This is a genomic window from Arthrobacter sp. 9MFCol3.1 (assembly GCF_000620385.1).
Classification (GTDB): Bacteria; Actinomycetota; Actinomycetes; order Actinomycetales; family Micrococcaceae; genus Arthrobacter.
Window position 1 is genome coordinate 1 of record NZ_JIBJ01000014.1, and the last position, 20562, is coordinate 20562.

Here is a 20562-nt window from a genome sequence, read left to right on the forward strand (position 1 = left end):
CAAAGAAACAAGACTGCTTGCGTCCACTATGTGGTTCCCAAACAACAAACCCGTTGCTTGAGGAACAAAACCACAACCAAATAACAACACCACAGATGTTGTAACCACAGATTTCCCCCACCCCCGACACACGGGGCCGTGGCGGAGCAAGGGTTACGGCGGTCATAGCGTGGGGGAAACGCCCGGTCCCATCCCGAACCCGGAAGCTAAGACCCACAGCGCCGATGGTACTGCACCCGGGAGGGTGTGGGAGAGTAGGTCACCGCCGGAACACCATTCAGGTCGAGGACCCCAACCACCAGGTTGGGGTCCTCCCGCATTTAAACCCCCTTTAGGCCGCTTTCGAGTCCAGGCCTGAATCTGAAGTGGGGAAGAGGCCACAACCGCCGTCGAACACCAGCTGCCCGTCACCCAACTGCCCGCCAGCCGGAGGCCGCGGACACAAGTGCCGCAGGAGGTTGTGAGACTTCCCACCGCGGGCCCCGTTGGCGCGATGCCGTTAGCCGGGGGCGGGTTGCTCGCCTAGAATTGGGGGAGATGTACGGACTTCGAAGCGCTTGATTTCGGGTTGCGTAGGAAACGAAACACGGAACAGAGCGGCTGCGATTGCGCCAGTGGTCAGCTCGCAACAGGAGGATTCCAGCATGGCTGAGCACAATGATGGCAACCGCGGCGGCAAGGCCCACGGCAACTCTGGCGGACGCAGTTCCGGTGGAGCCCCTTTCCGCGGCACCAGCAACTCCGGCGGCGATCCCCGCGGATTCCGTTCCAGGGAAGACCGCGACCGTAAGCCGTACGGTGATCGTGCTCCGCGCGAAGGCGGGGATCAGCGCGGCTTCGGAAACAGCGAGCGTAAGCCCTACAGCGGTGGCGGTGAGCGTAAGCCCTATGGTGACCGTGCTCCCCGTGAGGGCGGTGGCCAGCGCAGCTTCGGTGGCGACAGCCGCCCGTCCTATGGCGACCGTAAGCCCTACAGCGGCGGTGGCGATCGGGACCGCAAGCCCTATGGTGACCGTGCCCCACGTGAAGGTGGAGAGCAGCGCGGCTTCGGCGGCGGCGAGCGTAAGCCGTATGCCGGCGGTGAGCGTAAGCCGCATGGTGACCGTGCCCCGCGTGAGAGCGGGGGCCAGCGCAGCTTCGGTGGCGATAGCCGCCCGTCCTATGGTGACCGCAAGCCGTACAGCGGTGGCGGTGACCGGAAGCCGTATGGTGATCGGGCTCCCCGTGCAGGCGGAGAGCAGCGCAGCTTCGGTGGCGACAGCCGTCCGTCCTATGGTGACCGTAAGCCGTACAGCGGTGGCGGTGACCGGAAGCCGTATGGTGATCGGGCTCCCCGTGAAGGTGGCGGCCAGCGCAGCTTCGGTGGCGGTGAACGTCCGTCCTATGGTGACCGTAAGCCGTACAGCGGCGGCGGCGACCGGGATCGTAAGCCCTATGGTGATCGTGCTCCGCGTGAGGGCGGGGGCCAGCGCAGCTTCGGTGGCGGCGGCGACCGTGACCGCAAGCCGTACGGCAGCGGCGAGAACCGCAAGCCCTTCGGCACCCGCGAGGATCGTCCCGCACGGGGCTTCGACCGTGGTGACTCAGGCCCGCGCCAGTACGGGCGCGACCGCCCCGAGGATCGTCCGGTTCGCGTGCCCAATGCCCGCGATCTCCGCAGCGCCAACCGCCCGGACCGGGAACGTTCACCCCAGATCGACGAGGACGTCACGGGCAAGGAACTTGACCGCGCCACGCAGCACCAGATCAAGACCCTCGAAGGCACCAGCGCCGAATGGGTGGCCCGCCACCTCGTCATGGCGGGTCGGCTCCTGGACGAGGAACCTGAGCTTGCCTTCCAGCATGCCCTGGCAGCCAGCCGCCGCGGCGGACGCCTCGCGTCCGTCCGCGAAGCTGTCGGCCTGACGGCCTACGCAGCCGGCCACTACGGTGAAGCGCTCCGGGAATTCCGGACCTACCGCCGGATCAGCGGCTCCAACATGCACCTGCCGGTGATGGCCGACTGCGAGCGGGGCCTTGGCCGCCCGGACCGTGCCCTGGACATGGCCCGGTCCGACGAAGCCAAGGATCTCGACGCCCCCGGCAAGGTGGAATTGGCTATCGTCGCAGCCGGGGCCCGCACCGACCTCGGGCAGCTCGACGCCGCGGTTTCCGAACTGGAAATCGCGCAGCTGGACATCAACCGGGCCTTTTCCTACAGCCCCAGGCTGTTCCGTGCCTACGCTGACGCACTCACGGCAGCCGGACGCGCAGCCGAAGCCGCCAAGTGGCAACGCCAGGCCACTGTGGCAGAAAACGCGCTGGGCCTTGGGGCTGACGAGGAACCCGACATCATCGATCTCGGCTGGGACGAGGAAGAAGAAGCCCGCGAGGAGGAACGGCAGCGCCGCCTCCGGGCGCAGGAGCATGCCGACACGCACGCCGGAACCGAAGAGCGCGCCCCGCGCGCCGCCGCTGCCGCGGCAGAAGCCACCGGCGCCGCAGCCGGAGTGGCCGGCTTGAACGCGGGCGATCAGCCCGCCAGCGACGACAATGCCGACGACGCCGAAGCCGACTACTTCGAGTCTGACGACGCCGAATCCGACCAGGACTCAGTGGAAACCGACGTGCTCGACGAAGCCGACGACGAGGCTGACGACGAAGCCGATGATGAAGCGGCCCTGGAACCGAACGCTGACGCGGACCAGGAACTCCTGGACGACTCAGAGCCTGCCCGGCATGAACGTGTGGAGGACTAGTCGCATGACGGGTACCGCCTTGATCTCCACCTTTGATGCCCTGCTCTCCGACCTCGACGGCGTTGTCTATGCCGGCCCCAACGCCATCCCCGGGGCCGTCGAGTCGCTGCGCCGGCTGGCAGGGGTCGGCGTCGGGCTGGGCTACGTCACCAACAACGCCTCCCGTTCTCCGGCGCAGGTGGCCCAACACCTGCGCGATCTCGGCGCCCCCGCCGAAGACCACCAGGTGGTGAGTTCCTCGCAGGCGGCGGCAGCGCTGCTGGCGTCGCTGCTGCCGGCCGGAGCGCACGTGCTGATCACGGGCAGTGTCGCACTGGCCCAGGAAATTGAACTGGTTGGCCTGGTCCCTGTCCGCGGCGCGGAGGATGACCCCGTCGCCGTCGTGCAGGGCTTCAGCCCGGAACTTGGGTGGAAAGACCTCGCCGAGGCGTCGTACGTCGTCGCCGGCGGCGCCCTCTGGGTGGCCACCAACACGGACTGGTCCATTCCCCAGGCGCGCGGAATCGCCCCCGGCAACGGGACGCTCGTCGCGGCCGTGGCGGCCGCGACCGGCAAGACCCCGGTCGTGGCAGGCAAACCCGAAGCCCCGCTGTTCCACACGGCCGCCAAGCGGCTGGCGGCGGACCGGCCGCTGGTCGTCGGTGACCGCCTGGACACCGACATCCTGGGCGGCAACAACGCCGGTTTCGCCACCGTCGCTGTGCTGACCGGAGTGGACACCAGGGAATCGATCCTCGCCGCACGGTCTGTGGAACGCCCCGATTTCCTCATCCATGACCTGACCGGCCTGTACGCGCCATACCCCGCCGTAGAGCACGACGCCGGGCGGTTCCGCAGCGGCACGGCCTCTGCGATCGTGCGGGGGCAGTCCGTCCACATCAGCGGCGACCCCGCCGACCTCGATTCGTGGCGTGCCGCCTGCTCGGCCTGGTGGGCCGCGAACCCCGAGACGACCAGCGCACTGGCTCCGGTCCTCGAGTGGTCCGATCACTAGGCTGGACACATGAGCGAGCTACACCCGGGACTAGACCAAGCCCCACACCAACAGCCGGCTGGGGCGCCGGCCCCTGCGTCCGACGTCGCGTGGCCTGAGCTGCCGTCCGAACAGTTCCCGGCGGACCTGCGCGGGCATGCGGCACCAGAACATGCGGCACCCGGACAACAAGCCGGAGAGCGGCAGGCAGCAGTCCTGGACCCGGCCGTCAACGCCGTGCTGGACCTCCTCGGGGCCGTGCGGCAGACGCCCGTGTCCGGGCACGGCGAAGTCTATGCCGGCATGCACGATGCCCTGCTGGAGGCCCTGAACGAAGACGTGGCCGGCCACGCCGGCGTCGCGCGCCGTATCCACGCCGCGGGGGACGGGGGATCGTGAGCAGGCTGGACCAGGCGCTCGTCAGCCGGGGGCTCGCCAGGTCCCGGACCCATGCCGCCCGGCTGATTTCCGAGGGCAAGGTGAGCTCCGGCGGCGAAGTCCTCGCCAAGGCGTCACTGCAGGTGGCGGATGACGCCGCGCTGGACGTCACGGCCTCGGCCGAGGACGGCTACGTCAGCCGCGCCGGGCACAAGCTGGCCGGCGCGCTGGATGCCTTTCCCGCCATCGACGTCGCAGGCAAACGGTGCCTCGACGCCGGTGCCTCCACCGGCGGGTTCACGGATGTGCTGCTTCGGCGCGGTGCCGCCCACGTGGTGGCCGTCGACGTGGGGCACGGCCAGCTGGTGCCGGAAATCCGGAATGACCCCAGGGTTTCCGTACACGAAGGACTCAACGTCCGTTACATGGCGCCCGCGGAAATCGGCGGGCCGGCTGCGCTGACGGTGGCTGACCTGTCCTTCATCTCGCTGACGCTCGTGGTGTCGCCACTCGCGGCCTGCACCGCACCCGGCGGCGACCTCGTCCTCATGGTCAAACCACAATTCGAAATCGGCAAGGACCGGCTGGGCCGGACCGGCGTGGTCACCTCGGAACGCGAACGCCGGCTCGCCGTGGGCAAAGTGGCTGCCGCTGCCGTGGACGCGGGCCTGGCCCTGTCAGGCCTCGCCCAAAGCCCGCTGCCGGGCCAGGACGGCAATGTCGAATACTTCCTGTGGATAAAACGCGCGATGTCGGAAGTCCCGCCTAAGATCGAGGAGCGGGACGCAGCCGTTGCTGCGTTGCTCGGAACAATCTGGCCGAACCACTAGTACCACCAGAAGGCGGAACCTGATGAGCAGGCGTGTCCTGATCCTGGCCCACACAGGGCGCGAGGAGTCCCTCAAGGCTGCCTGGGAAGCGTGTGCCCTGCTGCACGAATCCGGCCTGGTCCCCGTGCTGCAAGAGAACGAGCTTGGCGACATGGTCCGCTTCTTCGGCCGGCTCGACCACCCGGTCGAGGTCCTTCACGACCACGTGAAGCTGCCCGAGGTGGAACTGGTCATGGTGCTCGGCGGGGACGGCACCATCCTCCGGGCCGCCGAGCTGGTCCGCGAAGTCGACGTGCCGCTGCTCGGAGTGAACCTCGGCCACGTGGGGTTCCTGGCCGAGAGCGAACGGGCCGACCTCGCCCAGACCGTCGAGTGGATCGCCAGCCGTGACTACACGGTGGAGGAGCGCATGACGATCGACGTCCAGGTCTGGGTCCGCGGACAGAAGATCTGGCACACCTGGGCCCTGAACGAGGCCGCGATCGAAAAAGGCAACCGGGAACGGATGCTGGAGGTGGTCACCGAAGTCGACGAACGCCCCCTGACCTCATTCGGCTGCGACGGCGTGGTTTTGGCCACGCCAACCGGCTCCACGGCCTACGCGTTTTCCGCCGGCGGTCCCGTGGTGTGGCCCGAGGTCGAGGCCCTCCTGATCGTGCCGATCAGCGCCCATGCCCTCTTCGCGAAGCCGCTCGTGGTCTCGCCCCGGTCCAGGCTCGCGGTCGAGATCCTGAACCGCACCGATGCCCAGGGCGTCCTCTGGTGCGACGGCCGCCGCTCGGTGGATCTGCCGCCCGGCGCGCGCGTCGAAGTGACCCGCTCCGCGACGCCCGTCCGGCTGGCCAGGACACACCAGACCCCCTTCTCGGGCAGGCTCGTGCGCAAGTTCCAGCTCCCCATCCAGGGCTGGCGCGGCCCCGTGCCCCAAACCCGGGCCATCCACACCGGCCCCCTCCCGATCATCCGCACGCCCCGTCCCATGCCGCCGCTGCCCTCGCCGCGCCACGAGGGAACTGCTGACGGGCCCGACCCCTCGACTGCGAAGTGAACCATGCTTGAAGAACTGCGTATCCGCGACCTCGGCGTCATCACCGACGCCACCCTGCCGCTGGGCCCGGGCCTCAGCGTGGTGACCGGTGAAACCGGCGCCGGCAAGACCATGGTGGTCACCGCCGTCGGGCTGCTCCTCGGCGCCAGGTCCGACGCCGGCGCCGTCCGCAGCGGCGCGAAGAGCGCCTCGGCCGAGGCCGTGCTGAAGCTCGACGCGGGCCACGCTGCCGTCGCGCGGTCCCGGGAAGCCGGGGCCGAGGTGGAGGAGTTCGACGGCGGTGTGGAACTGCTGCTTGCCCGCAGCGTCGGAGCCGACGGCCGCAGCCGCGCCTATCTGGGCGGACGTGCCGCGCCGGTCGGGGTGCTGGCCGAAATTGGCGAAACCCTCGTGGTGGTGCACGGACAGTCAGACCAGATCCGGCTCAAAAGCCCAGTGGCGCAGCGCGGCGCCCTGGACAAGTTCGCGGGCGAGAGCCTTGCGGCCGCACTTGCCGCCTATCAGGACCTCCACACCCACTGGCATGCCAGCCAGGGCGAACTGGACTCCCTGCGCAGTGCCGCGCGTGAACGCCTCCGCGAGGCCGAGTCGCTGCAGGTTGCCCTGGCCGAGATCGACGCCGTGGACCCGCAGCCGGGGGAGGATGATGCCCTCAAGGCCGAGGCCGTGAAACTGGCCAACGTCGAGGAACTGCGGATCGCGGCCAGCACCGCCCACCAGGCGCTCATCGCCGAGGACTTCGGTGAAGAAGCCGACGCCACCACCCTCGTGGACGCTGCCAAACGCACCCTGGAGCACGTAGCCGAACACGACGAGGAGCTGGGCTCTGCCGCGGCACGGCTGGCCGAGGTCGGTTTCCTGCTCAACGACATTGCCGCGGAACTCGCCAGCTACCAGGCCGCCCTTGACACGGAGGGCCCGGAACGGCTCGCCGAAATCGAAGACCGCCGGGCCGCGTTGGCCAAGCTGGTCCGCAAGTACGCGCCGAGCATCGACGAAGTGCTGGTCTGGGCCGCGGAGGCCCGGGCCCGGCACGAGGAACTTCAGGACGACTCCACCCGGATCGAATCGCTGGACGCCGAGGTCGCCCGGGCCGAAACCGAGCTCCGCAAGAAGGCCGCCGCGATCAGCAAGGCCCGGACGAAGGCAGCCAAGGACCTCTCCGCGCGGGTCAGCGCCGAGCTCACGGCGCTGGCCATGGCAGATGCCACCCTGGTCATCAACGTGGAGCCCACAGGCCAGCTGGGACCGTTCGGGGCCGATGAGATCTCCTTCCTGCTGCAGCCGCACTCCGGCGCTCCGGCCCGGCCGCTGGGCAAAGGCGCCTCGGGCGGCGAACTCTCCCGCGTCATGCTCGCCATCGAGGTGGTGCTGGCCGCCGTCGACCCTGTCCCGACGTTTGTCTTCGACGAGGTCGACGCCGGCGTCGGCGGCCGTGCCGCCGTCGAGATCGGGCGCCGGCTGGCGATGCTGGCCCAGCACGTCCAGGTCCTCGTAGTGACCCACCTGCCGCAGGTGGCCGCGTTCGCGAACCAGCACATCAGGGTCACCAAGACCTCCGTGCGGGGCGCTGACGGCGCTACTGCCACCGGCTTCACCTCCAGCGACGTGCAGTTGCTGGACGAGGCCGAGCGCGTCCGCGAGTTGGCCCGCATGCTGGCCGGCCAAGAGGACTCCGAATCAGCACAGGCCCACGCCCAGGAGCTGCTGGACGACGCCAAACTCCTCCCGCAGAGCTAGGCGGCCCGGAGGGACCTCCGCAAGGAATCCCGCAAGGACCGCTGCTAGGACAACAATCACATCGGGATCCCGCCAAGGAACCCGTGGAAGGCCGAATTGATGATAAGCTCAAACCCCGTGGTGCAGCGATCAAACTCTCGTGTAAATTCCCGGTTTCCGGGCTCGTCCAAGACGACCAAACACATCTTCGTCACCGGTGGTGTAGCGTCCTCGCTCGGTAAGGGACTGACGGCTTCGAGCCTCGGCCACCTCCTGCGGGCACGCGGTTTGTCTGTAACAATGCAAAAGCTCGATCCCTATTTGAATGTGGATCCGGGCACGATGAACCCCTTCCAGCACGGCGAAGTCTTCGTCACTGACGACGGCGCCGAAACGGACCTGGACATCGGCCACTACGAGCGCTTCCTCGATGAAAACCTTGAAGGATCGGCCAACGTCACAACCGGCCAGGTCTACTCGACCGTCATCGCGAAGGAACGCCGCGGCGAATACCTCGGCGACACCGTCCAGGTCATCCCGCACATCACCGATGAGATCAAGCGGCGCATGCGGCTTCCCGCCGAGGGCAAGAACGCCCCCGACGTCATCATCACCGAAATCGGCGGCACGGTGGGCGACATCGAGTCCCAGCCGTTCCTCGAATCCGCCCGCCAGGTCCGCCAGGACATCGGCCGCGGAAATGTGTTCTTCCTCCACGTGTCCCTCGTGCCGTACATCGGCCCGTCGCAGGAGCTGAAGACCAAGCCGACGCAGCACTCCGTTGCCGCGCTGCGCTCCATCGGCATTCAGCCCGAGGCAATCGTGATCCGTTCGGACCGCGAGGTCCCGCAGCCGATGCGCGACAAGATCGGCCGCATGTGCGACGTCGACATCGACGCCGTGATCGGCTGCCCGGACGCACCGAGCATCTACGACATCCCGAAGACCCTGCACTCCCAGGGCCTGGATTCGTACATCGTCCGCGCCCTGGACCTGCCGTTCAAGGATGTGGACTGGACCAGCTGGGACAAGCTGCTCGACGCCGTCCACAACCCGAAGCACGAAGTTGAGATCGCGCTCGTGGGCAAGTACATCGACCTGCCGGACGCCTACCTGTCGGTCACGGAGGCCCTGCGTGCCGGCGGCTTCGCCAACGACACCAAGGTCAAGATCCGCTGGGTCCCCTCGGACGAATGCGAAACCCGCGAAGGCGCCGTGCAGTCCCTGGCCGGCGTCGACGCCATCTGCGTTCCGGGCGGCTTCGGCATCCGCGGCCTGGAAGGCAAACTGGGCGCCCTGAAGTACGCCCGCGAAACCAAGCTCCCCGTCCTCGGCCTGTGCCTGGGCCTGCAGTGCATGGTGATCGAGTACGCCCGCAACGTGGTCGGCCTCGAGGGAGCATCCTCGTCCGAGTTCGAGCCGGACTCCAAGTACCCCGTCATCGCCACGATGGAAGAGCAGCTGGACATCGTTGACGGCAAGGGCGACCTCGGCGGCACCATGCGCCTGGGCCTGTACGAAGCCAAGCTCGACGAAGGCTCCGTCGTCGCCGAGACCTACGGCGCCACGAAGGTCAGCGAACGGCACCGCCACCGCTACGAGGTCAACAACAAGTACCGCGACCAGATCGCCGCCAAGGGTCTGTCGTTCTCCGGAACGTCGCCCGATGGCAAGCTGGTCGAGTTCGTGGAACTTCCCCGCGACGTCCACCCGTACTACGTGGCCACGCAGGCGCACCCCGAGCTCAGCTCGCGGCCCACGCGCCCGCACCCGCTGTTCGCGGGCCTGATCGAGGCTGCCCTAGGGCACCAGCGGGCCGCCAACGGCGCGCCCGCTGCAAGCAGCAGCGCCAAGGCCGATGCCCCGGCACCCGCGCCCAAGCCTTCGTCGGCAGCAGTGTCCAAGTAATTTCCAACTGAATCAAAGGACGGCGCGATGCCCGGTATGTCTGAGACCCCCAATGCTGCACGGCAGGTTTCGGATGAGCCGAGCCCGCGCCGTCTTTTGTCATCCCGGAAGGTGTACGAAGGCAGGATCTGGGACGTCGTCAGCGACAGCTTCCAGCTCAACGACGACGGCGACACCCTGGTCCGGGACTACATCGACCATCCCGGCGCGGTGGCGGTTCTCCCGATGAACGACGACGGCGACGTGCTGCTGCTCCGGCAGTACCGGCACCCCGTCGGCATGGACCTCTGGGAGATCCCCGCCGGGCTGCTTGACGTCGAAGGGGAGGACTTCGTCGTCGGGGCCGCCCGCGAACTGGCCGAGGAAGCGGACCTCGTCGCGGACCGCTGGAACGTGCTGGCCGACTTCTTCAACTCCCCGGGCTCCTCCAGCGAGGCCATCCGCATCTACCTGGCCCGCGGCCTGAGCGAGGTGCCCGGACATGAGCGGCACGTCCGCACCGACGAGGAAGCCGAAATCGAACTGCACTGGACCCCGCTGGACGAGGCCGTGCAGGCGGTCCTTGACGGCCGCCTGCACAACCCGTCCGCCGTCGTCGGCGTCCTGGCCGCTGCCGCCGCCCGCGCGGGCAACTTCGAGAGCCTCCGCCCGGCCGACGCGCCCTGGCCCGCCCATCCCAGCCAGCGCCGCTAGTGGAACCGCTGATTGCCGAGCCGCCGGCTCCTGTTCACCATCCGGCCCCGGCGCAGGCAGCTGCCCCCGGGCGCCCGCCCGCCCGGCCGTTGACGGCGATCGACCGCGCAATCACTGATTACCTGCAGCACATGGGCGTGGAGCGGGGCCTCGCGGCCAACACCCTCTCCGCCTACCGGCGGGACCTGGCCCGCTACGCCAGGCATCTGGCCCACGCCGGCCGGGAACGCCCGGCCGAGATCACCCGGCACGACGTCACCGGCTTCGTTCAGGCGCTCTCCGACGGGTCCGACGGCGGCTCGGCCCTGGGCATCCGTTCGGCGGCCCGGACGGTGGTGGCCGTGCGCGGACTCCACAAGTTCTGGGCCCTCGAAGGCGTCACGTCCACCGACCCGGCCAACGACGTCCACCCGCCCATGCCCGGCAAGCGGCTGCCCAAGGCCATCAGCGTCGACGAGGTCACCCGGATCCTGGAGGCGGCCGGTACGGATACGGCAACCGGCCTGCGCGACCGCGCGCTGCTCGAGTTCCTTTATTCCACCGGTGCCCGCATCAGCGAAGCCGTGGGCCTGGATGTTGACGACATCTCCCTGCACACCGCCGGCGAGTCAGATGGAAGCGACGGGCCCGCGATCGTCAGGCTCTTCGGCAAAGGCTCCAAGGAACGCCTCGTCCCGCTTGGGTCCTATGGGGCACGCGCCCTGGACGCCTACCTCGTCCGCGGCCGGCCCCTGCTGGCCGCCAAAGGCAAGGGCACCCCTGCCCTGTTCCTCAACGCCCGCGGCGGCAGGATCAGCCGGCAAAGCGCCTGGACCATTTTGAAGGCGGCGGCGGACAAGGCCCACATCACCAAAGACGTTTCGCCGCACACGCTGCGGCACTCCTTCGCCACCCACCTGCTCGAAGGCGGCGCCGATGTCCGGGTGGTCCAGGAACTGCTGGGGCACGCCTCGGTGACCACCACGCAGGTCTACACCCAGGTGACGGCCGATACGCTGCGGGAGATCTACGCCGCCGCGCACCCGCGCGCCCTGGGCTAAGGGACAGTCCGCCGGTTCCGGCACAGTGCGCCGGCTCCTGCAAACTTTTTTGCCGGTCCGTGTAAGAAAACACCAATCACGGGACACTTACACATCAGGAAGAAGTCATCCGATGTCCGGGGGAACCACCATGTTGGCTGCCAAAGAGCAAGCATTCATTGATCTGCACACTCAGCACTCCGCGCGGGTATACCGCTACATTGCCTGCCGTATCAGTGACCGGCACCGCGCCGAGGAACTGGCTGCGGACGTCTTCAGAATTGCCTGGGAAAAGGAGCTCGCCGAACCGCCCGGCATTGGCTGGCTGTTGGCGACGGCCCGGAATGTGATCGGCAACGAATACAAGGGCCGCCGTCGCCGCCAGGAACTTATCGAACGGCTCAAAGATGAGGTCCGCCACCAAGTCCCCGAGCCGAACGATGAAGAACGGGCCGCCGTGGCAGAGGTGCTGGTTCAGCTCAGGGGAGCGGGACCGCGAGGTCCTCATGCTCAGCTACTGGGACGAGCTGACCATCGCTGAACTGGCGCAGACGCTGGGATGTTCTTCTTCCGCTGCAGCGGTTCGCCTGCACCGTGCACGCCGGGCGTTCGCGAAAACTGCCCCTTCACATCTGATGACCGAACGGAAGGACTAGCCATGGACCGCATCGAACAGCTCATGAAGGATGCGAAACCTCGGGTGGGAGCGCCGGGAGCAGAGCCCGGAAGCGACCCTGCCCGCTCGATCGTATTTTCCACGGATCCGAATATCGTCCGTTTGGCAGGGCGCACTCCGGCACGACGCAATGCCGTGCGGGCTGCGGCCGCGACTGTGCTGGCCGCTGCGGCCGTCGTTGGCGCGGTGGTTGTCGGCGGCAATCTGATGCCGCAGCCAGCACCCGGGCCGGCCCGGACGGGCATCCCGGCGCCGTCGGTCTCCGCCAGCCCGTCGCCGTCGTCCCCAACCCCGTCCACTGCCTCACCGGCCGCATCGTCCCCCACAGCCAGTGCCGCAGCCGGAGCCTTGAGCACCGGCGGCGTCGACTGCACCATGGCGAACGTCGACCAGCAGCGCAATGACCAGCAACGGGCAATCCAACCGATTCCCGCCGCAGAGCAGGCTTACTACACGGTGCTGGGCTGTGCCGATGGCTGGCTCGCGTATTCCATCTCGGATGAAGGGGTCCGGGCGCTCGGGCTCGACGGCGGCAATGCGTGGTATCAGATTGCCAAATTGCAGAACGGGCGTTTCCTCTGCGACTTCCGGCAGGAATGGTCCAGCGTTTTCACCTGGAAGTTCCAGGCTTTGAACAATGATGTCTCGCAAAACGGGCAGCAAATCACACCGCAGCAGGCCATGGACAAGGAATTCGCGGACAAGGGGATACCCGTCGAACTGAGGCCGCAGCTTGTCGGCGACGGTCCGGCCGCCGGATAGCGCCGGCAGCCTGCTCCAGCTATAGGGTTGAGCACATGAAGCTCACGCCAGTCACTCTCTGCTTCCCGCTCCGTGATGCTGGGACCGGCACCGAGGTGCTGCTGGGCCTGAAGAGGACCGGCTTCGGCATCGGCAAAATCGTGGGCATCGGCGGCCACGTGGAGCCGGGGGAGAGCGACGCCGAGGCAGTGGTCCGTGAGGTCTGGGAAGAGGCCGGCATCGTGGTGCTCCAAGAGGACCTGGCCCACGCCGGCATCGTCGAGTTCATCTTTCCCGCCAGACCCGACTGGAACATGTCGTGCCGGCTCTTCACCACCCGGCGGTGGGAAGGCGAACCCGCCGAGAGCCCGGAAATTACGCCCGAGTGGTTCGACGCAGCGTTCTTGCCACTCGAGCGGATGTGGCAGGATGCGGGGCACTGGCTGCCCCCGGCACTGGCAGGCGAAACGATCGACGTCGTCGTGGTCCTCAACGAGGACAACGAGACCGTCGCGTCGGTCCGGATCCCGCGGCGCTGAAGTCCGCGCGCAAACAGCACGGGCCGGCCACCTGTTGACAGGTGGCCGGCCCGTGCCGGCTGTCCGGTCCCGCGCGTCCCGCAGGAAGCCCTGCTAAGCCAGGTGCCGTTCCTCGACGCCGTTGTACTCGCTCAGCGGCCGGATCAGGGAGTTCGAATCCAGCTGCTCCATGATGTGCGCCGTCCAGCCCGTGATGCGGCTGGCGACGAACAGCGGAGTGAAGGTGGCGGTGTCGAAGCCCATGAGGTGGTACGTGGGTCCGGTCGGGTAGTCGAGGTTCGGTTTGATCCCCTTCGCCTCATCCATCGCCGTTTCGAGCCCGTTGTACAGGCCCAGCAGCTCCGGCCGGCCGTAGTGCGCGATCATCTTGTCCAGGGCGGCCTTCATGGTGGGCACCCGGGAGTCGCCGTGCTTGTAGACGCGGTGGCCGAAGCCCATGACCTTCTTCTTGTGGGCCAGGGCGTCCTCCATCCAGGCCTTGGCCCGGACGTGGGCGTCCTCCAGTGATTCCTCCGGCCGGATGCCGATCTCGTCAAAGGTGTGCATGACGGCCTCGTTGGCCCCGCCGTGCAGCGAGCCTTTGAGGGCGCCGATGGCGCCGGTCACGGCCGAGTGCAGGTCCGAGAGCGTGGACGTGATCACGCGGGCCGTGAAAGTGGAGGCATTGAAGGAGTGCTCGGCGTACAAGATCATGGAGACATTGAATGCGTCGACTACTTCGGGGACGGCTTCCTCACCAAACGTCATCCAGAGGAAGTTGGCGTCGTAACCCAGGTCATCGCGGGGTTCCACCACGGCCTGGCCGCGCCGGCGCCGCTGGTCGTAGGCCACCACGGCCGGCATTGCCGCGAACAGATCGATGGCCTTGGCCAGGTTGGCTTCGCGCGAGGCGTCCTCGGCGAGGGGGTGCCGGGCCCCCAACACCGAGGTGGCAGTCCGGCAGACATCCATGGGGTGCGCGGTGGTGGGCAGCGCGTCAATCACCTGTTTGACGACCGGATCCAGGGCACGCCCGGCGCGTTCGGCGGCGGTGAACTCCGCGAGCTGCTCCGCGTTGGGCAGCTCGCCGTTCCAGAGCAGGTACGCGACTTCCTCGAAGCTGCACTTGGCAGCCAGTTCCTGGACAGGGTAGCCGCGGTACAGCAGCGAGTTCGTGTCCGGGTTGACCTTGGAGACCGCGGTGTAGTCCACCACGACGCCGGCGAGGCCCTTTTTAATATCCTGTTCAGCCATGCTGAAACTCCTTTGTTCCTAACGCCTGTATACCGGCACGTGCCGGAGGTTCTGTGCGGGGCTTACTTGCCGGGGATCTGGAAATTAAAGACTCCGGTATCGAAACGGTTGTAAGCCTCGTAATCAACGAGATCGTACAAACGCGCACGGGTCAGCATGCTTCCAACCTGTGCCTCCTGGGTTCCGTCGGCCTTAATCGATTCCAGAGTACGCTCCGCAGCGCCCATGGCACTACGGAGCAGCGTCACGGGGTAAATGACCATATTGACGCCGACGCCGGCCAGCTCCTCCACGGTGAACAGGGCACTCTGGCCGAATTCGGTCATGTTGGCCAGGATCGGGACGTCGACGGCGTCGCGGATGGCCTGGAATTCGGCCAGGTCCTTCATCGCCTCGGGAAAGATCGCGTCCGCGCCGGCTTCCACGAGCGCTTTGGCGCGCTCCTGGGCGGCCTCGATCCCGTCCGTGGCGCGGATGTCGGTCCGGGCCATGATCAGGAAGTTCGGGTCGCGGCGGGCGTCGGCCGCGGCCCGGATCCGCTTGGTGGCGGTCTCCAGGTCCACGACGTTCTTCCCGTCGAGGTGGCCGCAGCGCTTGGGGTTGAACTGGTCCTCGATGTGGCAGCCGGCCAGGCCGGCGTTCTCGAGTTCCTGGACCGACCGGGCCACGTTCATAGGCTCGCCGAAGCCGGTGTCGGCGTCGACGATTGCCGGCAGGTCCGTCATCCGGGCGATTTGCCCGGCGCGGGTGGCCACCTCCGTCAGGGTGGTCAGCCCGATGTCCGGCAGGCCCAGGTCATTGGCGAGGACGGCGCCGGAAATGTACACCCCGGCGAAGCCCTTTTCCTCGATCAGCCGCGCAGAGAGCGGGTTGAACGCGCCGGGGAACTGGGCGATGGTGCCGGAGGCGAGGAGTTCGCGGAACCGGATCCGCTTCTGTTCCGGTGTGACCTTCGAATACAACATTTAGAAGAGTCCCTTCGGGGCGCCGGCGAGGTCGATCACGCCGTCGGCGGCCTGGATGTTCAGCTGGTCCAGCTCGCCGGCGGCGAGCTCGGGGAGCCGCGCGGCGGCGGCAAGGAAGCGCTCGATCTCCTCATCGGCCACCAGGCCGGCGGCGAGGGTGCGGAACTTGTTGACGTACTGCTCCCGGGCGAACGGCCGGGCGCCCAGCGGGTGGGCGTCGGCGACGGCGATCGACTCGGTGATGACCGTGCCGTCCTTGAGCGTGATCTCCACGGTGCCGCCGAAGGCCTTCTCGGCGATGTCCAGGGAGTGGTAGCGCCGGGTCCATTCCGGGTCCTCGACCGTGGTGACCTTGTGCCAGAGTTCCACGGTGTCGGGGCGGGCGGCGCGTTCCGGGGCGTAGGAGTCCACGTGGTGCCAGGTGCCGTCCTGCAGGGCGACGGTGAAAATGTACGGGATCGAGTGGTCCAGCGTCTCGCGGCTGGCCGTGGGATCGTACTTCTGCGGGTCGTTGGCGCCGGAGCCGATCACGTAGTGCGTGTGGTGGCTGGTCTTGATCAGCACGGACTCGACGTTGGCCGGGTCAGTGACCTCGGGGTGTTCGCCGTTGAGCTTGCGGGCGAGGTCGATCCACGCCTGGGCCTGGTATTCGGCCGAGTGCTCCTTGGTGTAGGTGTCCATGATGGCGCGCTTGGCCTCGCCGGGCGTCGGCAGCGGCACCATGTAGGAGGCATCCGGGCCGTCCAGCATCCAGGCGATGACGCCGTCTTCGCCCTCGTAGATCGGCACGGGGGAGGTCTGGCCGCGCATCGCCCGGTCCGCGGATTCGACGGCCATCTTGCCGGCGAACGCGGGGGCGTGCGCCTTCCAGGTGGAGATCTCGCCCTTGCGGGACTGCCGGGTGGCGGTGGTGGTGTGCAGCGCCTGGCCGACGGACTGGAAGATGGTCTCGACGTCGAGGCCCAGCAGTGTGCCGATGCCGGCGGCGGCGGACGGGCCGAGGTGGGCCACGTGGTCGATCTTGTGCTTGTGCAGGCAGATGGCCTTGACCAGGTTGACCTGGATCTCGTAGCCGGTGGCGATCCCGCGGACCAGGTCCCGGCCGCTGGAGCCGACGTGCTGGGCGACGGCCAGAATCGGAGGGATGTTGTCACCCGGGTGCGAGTAATCCGCGGCCAGGAAGGTGTCGTGGTAATCGAGTTCACGGACCGCGACGCCGTTGGCCCAGGCGGCCCATTCGGGGGAGACGCGTTCCTCGATGCCAAAGACCTTGGAGCCCTTGCCGCCGGTGCTGGGGCCGTGGGTGAGGGCCTGGGCGCGGGCCGCGACGATCGGGGCGCGGTTCAGCGACGCGATCGCCACCGACGCGTTGTCGATGATCCGGTTGATCACCATGTCGGTGACCTCATCGGTGACCTCCACGGGATCCGCGGCGACCTTGGCGATCTTGTAGGCGAGCTGGTCCTCGCGGCCCAGGTTTTCTTCGCTCTTGTAAACGCGGACGTGGTGTTCCTTAACCATGGTGCTCCCTTTGCTGAGGTGTATGGGTGGCTTTGACGTGCGAAAGACTGCGGTGCAGGTGAAGCGTGGTGGCGGCCTCGGCCAGGCGCGGGTTCCCGGCTGCGATCGCCTCGGCGATGGCCGCGTGCTCGGTGGCCGCGGCCGTGAGCCGGGCGGCATCGTCGGCGGCCAGGCGCCGGACGCGCACGAGGTGGACGCGGAGGCTGCGCATGGCCTGGACGAGGTAGGCGTTGGAGATGGCGGCGTCGATGGCCGCGTCCAGCCGTCCGACCAGCCCGTAGTAGTCGTGCAGGGCCGGATCCTGCCCGCCGATGAGTTCCGGCGCCTGGAGCAGTTCGCGCCGCAGCGCATCGAACGTTGCGGGGTCGCCGCGCTCGGCGGCCAGGGCGGCGGCCCTGCCTTCGAGGGTTTCGCGCAGTTCGAACAATTCGTCGATGTCGTCCAGGGAAATGTCGGTGACGACGACGCCGCGCCCGCCCGCCGTCGTCGTCAGCCCTTCGGCCGTGAGCCGGCTCAGGGCCTCCCGCAGCGGGGTGCGGGAGATGCCGAGGCGCGCCGACTGTTCCACCTCCGCGAGCACGGTTCCGGGCAGGAGGCGCCATTCGATGATGTCGTCGCGCAGGGCCGCGTAGGCCTTGTCGCTGGCGCGCATCCTGCCTCCTTCGGTGGTGGCTTTGTCGGGGTGGAACACCAATAGTGTATACACGCAACACTGCTTTGCCCAGTAATTTGCGGTTGCAGCGGAGAAATGGCTGAGTTCTGTATACATAAGCCTTGTTTCGCCGGTCTGCCCCGGTTTACCATGGCTGCATCACAACGTCGTGGACAGGATGTACGTCATGGTCACCAAGAGCTACCGGGCCGCCTACGAACGGAGCCTGGAACATCCCGCAGAGTTCTGGCTGGAGGCCGCGCGCGGGATCTCCTGGCAGACGCCTCCGCGGAAGGCCCTTGATGCTGGCCGGGCGCCGCTCTACGACTGGTTTCCGGACGGGGTCCTGAACACGTCGTACAACGCCCTCGACCGGCACGTCGCCCAGGGCCGGGGCGAGCAGGACGCCCTGGTCTACGACTCTGCGATGTTGGGCACCCGGCAGAGCTACACCTATGCGGAACTGACCGACCTCGTGGCCCGGTTCGCCGGTGTCCTGCGCCGCAGCGGCGTCGGCAAGGGCGACCGTGTGGTGATCTACATGCCGATGATCCCCGAGGCGGCGATCGCGATGCTCGCCACCGCCCGGCTCGGCGCCGTGCACTCGGTCGTCTTCGGCGGGTTCGCCCCCAAGGAACTCGCCGCCCGCATCCGCGACGCGGCCCCGGCGGCGGTGGTGACGGCGTCCGGCGGCATCGAGCCGTCGCGCCGGATTGAATACCTGCCCGCCGTCGCCGAGGCCCTCGGCATCGCCGGCGCCCCGGACACGCCCGTCCTGGTCAAGGCAAGGGAGGGCTTCGGTTCGTCTGTTTCCTCCATGGCGGCCGGGCACCCCGGGTGGCTCGACTGGGACGCCGAGATGGCTTCCGCCGTGGCGGCCGCGCCGGTGGACGTCGCGGCGACGGACCCGCTGTACATCCTCTACACCTCGGGCACCACCGGCTCGCCCAAGGGCGTGGTGCGGGACAACGGCGGCCACGCCGTGGCCCTGAAATGGACGATGGAAAACCTCTACGACGTCGGCCCCGGCGACGTCATGTGGACCGCCTCGGATGTCGGCTGGGTGGTGGGCCACTCCTACATTGTGTACGGGCCGCTGCTGGCCGGTGCCACCACCGTGCTGTACGAAGGCAAGCCGGTGGGCACGCCCGACGCCGGCGCCTTCTGGCGGGTCATCCAGGACCACAAGGTCAACGTGCTGTTCACGGCGCCGACCGCGCTGCGGGCCATCCGCAAGGCCGATCCGGAGGGCCGGCTCCTGGACAAGTACGATATTTCCAGCCTGCGCACCCTGTTCGCGGCCGGCGAGCGGCTGGACACCGACACGTTCCACTGGGCCTCCCGGGTGCTCGGAGTTCCGGTGGTCGATCACTGGTGGCAGACGGAGACGGGCTGGGCCATCTGCGCCAACCCCCGCGGCCTCGGCGGACTGCCGATCAAGGCCGGCTCGCCGAGTGTCCCGATGCCCGGCTTCCGGCTCAACATCGTCGACGGCGCGGGCGGGGACGTCGAGGCCGGCACGGAAGGCAACATCGTCCTGGGCCTGCCGCTGCCGCCCGGCACCCTCACCACGCTCTGGCGCAACGACGACCGCTACATTTCCTCCTACCTGCAGGCGTTTGAGGGCTACTACGCCACCGGCGACTCCGGTTACCGGGACGAGGACGGCTATGTCTTTGTCATGGGCCGCACCGACGACATCATCAACGTCGCCGGGCACCGGCTCTCCACCGGGGCCATGGAACAGGTGATCGGCCAGCACCCGGCGGTCGCCGAATGCGCGGTGATCGGCCTCGCCGACCCGCTCAAGGGCCAGCGTCCCAGCGGCTACGTGGTCCTCAAATCCGGCGTGGACGTTGAGGAGGACATCCTGGCCAAGGACCTGATCGCCCTGGTCCGGCGCGACATCGGGGCCGTGGCGGACTTCAAGCACGTCACCGTGGTGGACGCCCTGCCCAAGACCCGCTCGGGCAAGATTCTGCGCAAGACCATGCGCCAGATCGCCGACGGCGAGAACTACGTGGTGCCCTCCACGATCGAGGACGCCGGCGTGATCGAGGCGCTGCTCGAGACCCTGCGCCCTGCCGCCACCGAGTAGCGGGGGAGCCGAACGCTATGGCCGCGGCGCCGTTTCTACGGATTCCACGGCATAGGGTTTGGTCGCAGAGCGCTGCAGTGGATAACGCAGGCGCGTCTGGTAAGGGACATCCCGGAACGTGGCCCTGGGGTCCAACTGGATGACCAGGAGTGGTTCGTCGCGGACGGCGTCCACCCGCACCACCAAGCCGTCCCGCCGCCCGTCCACAAGCAGTGGGGTCGCCGGCTCCACCGCGGTCTGCTGAAGACGTTCCTGATGTTCAGGACGGGCCGCCAGAAAGAGGATCCCATGGGCGGCACCGACGACTGTAAGCGGGATGACCGCGTCAGGCGGCAGGGGGGCCGCGGTGGGCTGGGGTTGCAGGTGGTCTGCCTGCGCGGTCGTGGCCCTGGGTGCTTTGACGATCCGGTCGCATTTCTGGCACCGGGTCCGTGCCGTGACGTCGGCCAACAGGATGACGCGCAGTCCTCTGGGGGCGTGGTCCCATTTGTCGGCCACAACCTGGCACCACGCCGTGTGGTATTCCTTCCCATACTTCATCACGTAAACATGGCCATCGCCGAGAAGGGGCGCCCCCTCCCGCCCGGTGGCCGGCTGTAGCCGGCCGGGCCGTCTGGGATCTGCGCGGGCGGGATCGCTGGCCTTGAGGTACTTGCGGATCAGTGGACTGAGTTGCCGTTTTGGTCGCGGAATTGCGGGGCCTTCCTGTGCGGCGTGAGTGCGCTTCCCCCAATTACTCCCTGACTAGCTTGATGGCTTTTCCCGCAAGTTGCCAGTCGGGCTGCGAGACGGTCAGTGGGGATGCCAGCCTGCTGAAGATCTCGCCACCGG

Annotated in this window: 19 protein-coding genes and 1 rRNA gene; 15 read left to right on the plus strand and 5 right to left on the minus strand. The window is 67.9% G+C overall.

The window, feature by feature from the left end; translation table 11 throughout:
* The first annotated feature begins 154 nt into the window (after window positions 1–154).
* The 14 genes from rrf (at window position 155) to C560_RS0114545 (ending at window position 13262) form a co-directional block, all read left to right on the plus strand.
* Window positions 155–271, plus strand: a 5S ribosomal RNA gene (rrf, locus tag C560_RS0114485).
* A gap of 373 nt (window positions 272–644) precedes the next feature.
* Entirely contained in the window at window positions 645–2738 is a 2094-nt protein-coding gene (locus C560_RS23880) for a hypothetical protein (protein ID WP_043423208.1), read from the plus strand.
* A gap of 4 nt (window positions 2739–2742) precedes the next feature.
* Entirely contained in the window at window positions 2743–3732 is a 990-nt protein-coding gene (locus C560_RS0114495; protein ID WP_026538751.1) for an HAD-IIA family hydrolase, read from the plus strand.
* Window positions 3733–3741: 9 nt separating this feature from the next.
* A complete protein-coding gene (locus tag C560_RS23375) occupies window positions 3742–4110 on the plus strand; it encodes a hypothetical protein (protein ID WP_155855791.1) in 369 nt (122 codons plus the stop codon).
* Entirely contained in the window at window positions 4107–4919 is an 813-nt protein-coding gene (locus C560_RS0114505; RefSeq protein WP_026538752.1) for a TlyA family RNA methyltransferase, read from the plus strand. The genes C560_RS23375 and C560_RS0114505 overlap by 4 nt, the downstream gene beginning before the upstream one ends.
* A gap of 22 nt (window positions 4920–4941) precedes the next feature.
* Entirely contained in the window at window positions 4942–5967 is a 1026-nt protein-coding gene (locus tag C560_RS0114510) for an NAD kinase (protein WP_026538753.1), read from the plus strand.
* A 3-nt stretch (window positions 5968–5970) separates the two neighbouring features.
* On the plus strand, window positions 5971–7707 hold the full coding sequence (gene recN, locus C560_RS0114515) for a DNA repair protein RecN (RefSeq protein WP_026538754.1): 1737 nt from the start codon (window positions 5971–5973) through the stop codon (window positions 7705–7707).
* Between the two features lie 99 nt (window positions 7708–7806).
* Window positions 7807–9594 (plus strand): CTP synthase, encoded by a 1788-nt coding sequence (locus C560_RS22000; protein WP_043423199.1) that lies wholly within the window; start codon window positions 7807–7809, stop codon window positions 9592–9594.
* 27 nt (window positions 9595–9621) lie between these two features.
* The gene (locus C560_RS0114525; RefSeq protein ID WP_026266230.1) at window positions 9622–10287 is read left to right on the plus strand and encodes an NUDIX domain-containing protein; all 666 of its coding nucleotides are present in this window, start codon (window positions 9622–9624) and stop codon (window positions 10285–10287) included.
* A gap of 8 nt (window positions 10288–10295) precedes the next feature.
* Complete coding sequence (gene xerD, locus C560_RS0114530) at window positions 10296–11327, plus strand: site-specific tyrosine recombinase XerD (protein ID WP_442853165.1); 1032 nt, start codon at window positions 10296–10298, stop codon at window positions 11325–11327.
* Window positions 11328–11457: 130 nt separating this feature from the next.
* Entirely contained in the window at window positions 11458–11847 is a 390-nt protein-coding gene (locus C560_RS22005) for an RNA polymerase sigma factor (RefSeq protein ID WP_231494360.1), read from the plus strand.
* Window positions 11813–11962, plus strand: a complete 150-nt coding sequence (locus C560_RS23885; protein ID WP_231494361.1) for a sigma factor-like helix-turn-helix DNA-binding protein — start codon at window positions 11813–11815, stop codon at window positions 11960–11962. The genes C560_RS22005 and C560_RS23885 overlap by 35 nt, the downstream gene beginning before the upstream one ends.
* A gap of 2 nt (window positions 11963–11964) precedes the next feature.
* Window positions 11965–12744 (plus strand): hypothetical protein, encoded by a 780-nt coding sequence (locus tag C560_RS0114540; protein ID WP_026538756.1) that lies wholly within the window; start codon window positions 11965–11967, stop codon window positions 12742–12744.
* 35 nt (window positions 12745–12779) lie between these two features.
* A complete protein-coding gene (locus tag C560_RS0114545) occupies window positions 12780–13262 on the plus strand; it encodes an 8-oxo-dGTP diphosphatase (RefSeq protein ID WP_026538757.1) in 483 nt (160 codons plus the stop codon).
* Window positions 13263–13355: 93 nt separating this feature from the next.
* Here the strand turns inward: C560_RS0114545 and C560_RS0114550 are convergent, their stop codons facing one another.
* The 4 genes from C560_RS0114550 to C560_RS0114565 all read right to left on the minus strand — a co-directional run bounded on the left by C560_RS0114550 (window position 13356) and on the right by C560_RS0114565 (window position 17633).
* Window positions 13356–14495 (minus strand): bifunctional 2-methylcitrate synthase/citrate synthase, encoded by a 1140-nt coding sequence (locus C560_RS0114550; RefSeq protein ID WP_026538758.1) that lies wholly within the window; start codon window positions 14493–14495, stop codon window positions 13356–13358.
* 62 nt (window positions 14496–14557) lie between these two features.
* Entirely contained in the window at window positions 14558–15460 is a 903-nt protein-coding gene (prpB, locus tag C560_RS0114555) for a methylisocitrate lyase (protein ID WP_026538759.1), read from the minus strand.
* Window positions 15461–16981, minus strand: coding sequence for an MmgE/PrpD family protein (locus C560_RS0114560; RefSeq protein ID WP_026538760.1), 1521 nt, complete (start codon window positions 16979–16981; stop codon window positions 15461–15463).
* The gene (locus C560_RS0114565) at window positions 16974–17633 is read right to left on the minus strand and encodes a GntR family transcriptional regulator (RefSeq protein ID WP_026538761.1); all 660 of its coding nucleotides are present in this window, start codon (window positions 17631–17633) and stop codon (window positions 16974–16976) included. The genes C560_RS0114560 and C560_RS0114565 overlap by 8 nt, the downstream gene beginning before the upstream one ends.
* 187 nt (window positions 17634–17820) lie before the next feature.
* On the opposite strand from C560_RS0114565, the gene C560_RS0114570 reads away from it, so the two are divergent.
* Complete coding sequence (locus tag C560_RS0114570; protein WP_026538762.1) at window positions 17821–19731, plus strand: AMP-binding protein; 1911 nt, start codon at window positions 17821–17823, stop codon at window positions 19729–19731.
* A gap of 15 nt (window positions 19732–19746) precedes the next feature.
* Here C560_RS0114570 and C560_RS0114575 read toward each other — a convergent pair whose 3' ends face one another.
* Window positions 19747–20271 carry a hypothetical protein gene (locus C560_RS0114575; protein ID WP_155855793.1) on the minus strand — a complete coding sequence of 175 codons (525 nt, stop codon included), beginning with the start codon at window positions 20269–20271 and terminating at the stop codon, window positions 19747–19749.
* Between the last annotated feature and the right edge of the window lie 291 nt (window positions 20272–20562).

Coding starts and splice junctions, on each gene's coding strand:
- C560_RS0114545 (WP_026538757.1), top strand. CDS start 12,780: ATGAAGCTCACGCCAGTCACTCTCTGCTTCCCGCTCCGTGATGCTGGG.
- prpB (WP_026538759.1), bottom strand. CDS start 15,460: ATGTTGTATTCGAAGGTCACACCGGAACAGAAGCGGATCCGGTTCCGC.
- C560_RS0114540 (WP_026538756.1), top strand. CDS start 11,965: ATGGACCGCATCGAACAGCTCATGAAGGATGCGAAACCTCGGGTGGGA.
- C560_RS22005 (WP_231494360.1), top strand. CDS start 11,458: ATGTTGGCTGCCAAAGAGCAAGCATTCATTGATCTGCACACTCAGCAC.
- C560_RS0114495 (WP_026538751.1), top strand. CDS start 2,743: ATGACGGGTACCGCCTTGATCTCCACCTTTGATGCCCTGCTCTCCGAC.
- C560_RS0114565 (WP_026538761.1), bottom strand. CDS start 17,633: ATGCGCGCCAGCGACAAGGCCTACGCGGCCCTGCGCGACGACATCATC.
- C560_RS0114570 (WP_026538762.1), top strand. CDS start 17,821: ATGGTCACCAAGAGCTACCGGGCCGCCTACGAACGGAGCCTGGAACAT.
- recN (WP_026538754.1), top strand. CDS start 5,971: ATGCTTGAAGAACTGCGTATCCGCGACCTCGGCGTCATCACCGACGCC.
- C560_RS22000 (WP_043423199.1), top strand. CDS start 7,807: ATGATAAGCTCAAACCCCGTGGTGCAGCGATCAAACTCTCGTGTAAAT.
- C560_RS0114575 (WP_155855793.1), bottom strand. CDS start 20,271: ATGAAGTATGGGAAGGAATACCACACGGCGTGGTGCCAGGTTGTGGCC.
- C560_RS0114525 (WP_026266230.1), top strand. CDS start 9,622: ATGCCCGGTATGTCTGAGACCCCCAATGCTGCACGGCAGGTTTCGGAT.
- C560_RS23885 (WP_231494361.1), top strand. CDS start 11,813: ATGCTCAGCTACTGGGACGAGCTGACCATCGCTGAACTGGCGCAGACG.
- C560_RS23880 (WP_043423208.1), top strand. CDS start 645: ATGGCTGAGCACAATGATGGCAACCGCGGCGGCAAGGCCCACGGCAAC.
- C560_RS0114560 (WP_026538760.1), bottom strand. CDS start 16,981: ATGGTTAAGGAACACCACGTCCGCGTTTACAAGAGCGAAGAAAACCTG.
- C560_RS23375 (WP_155855791.1), top strand. CDS start 3,742: ATGAGCGAGCTACACCCGGGACTAGACCAAGCCCCACACCAACAGCCG.
- C560_RS0114550 (WP_026538758.1), bottom strand. CDS start 14,495: ATGGCTGAACAGGATATTAAAAAGGGCCTCGCCGGCGTCGTGGTGGAC.
- C560_RS0114510 (WP_026538753.1), top strand. CDS start 4,942: ATGAGCAGGCGTGTCCTGATCCTGGCCCACACAGGGCGCGAGGAGTCC.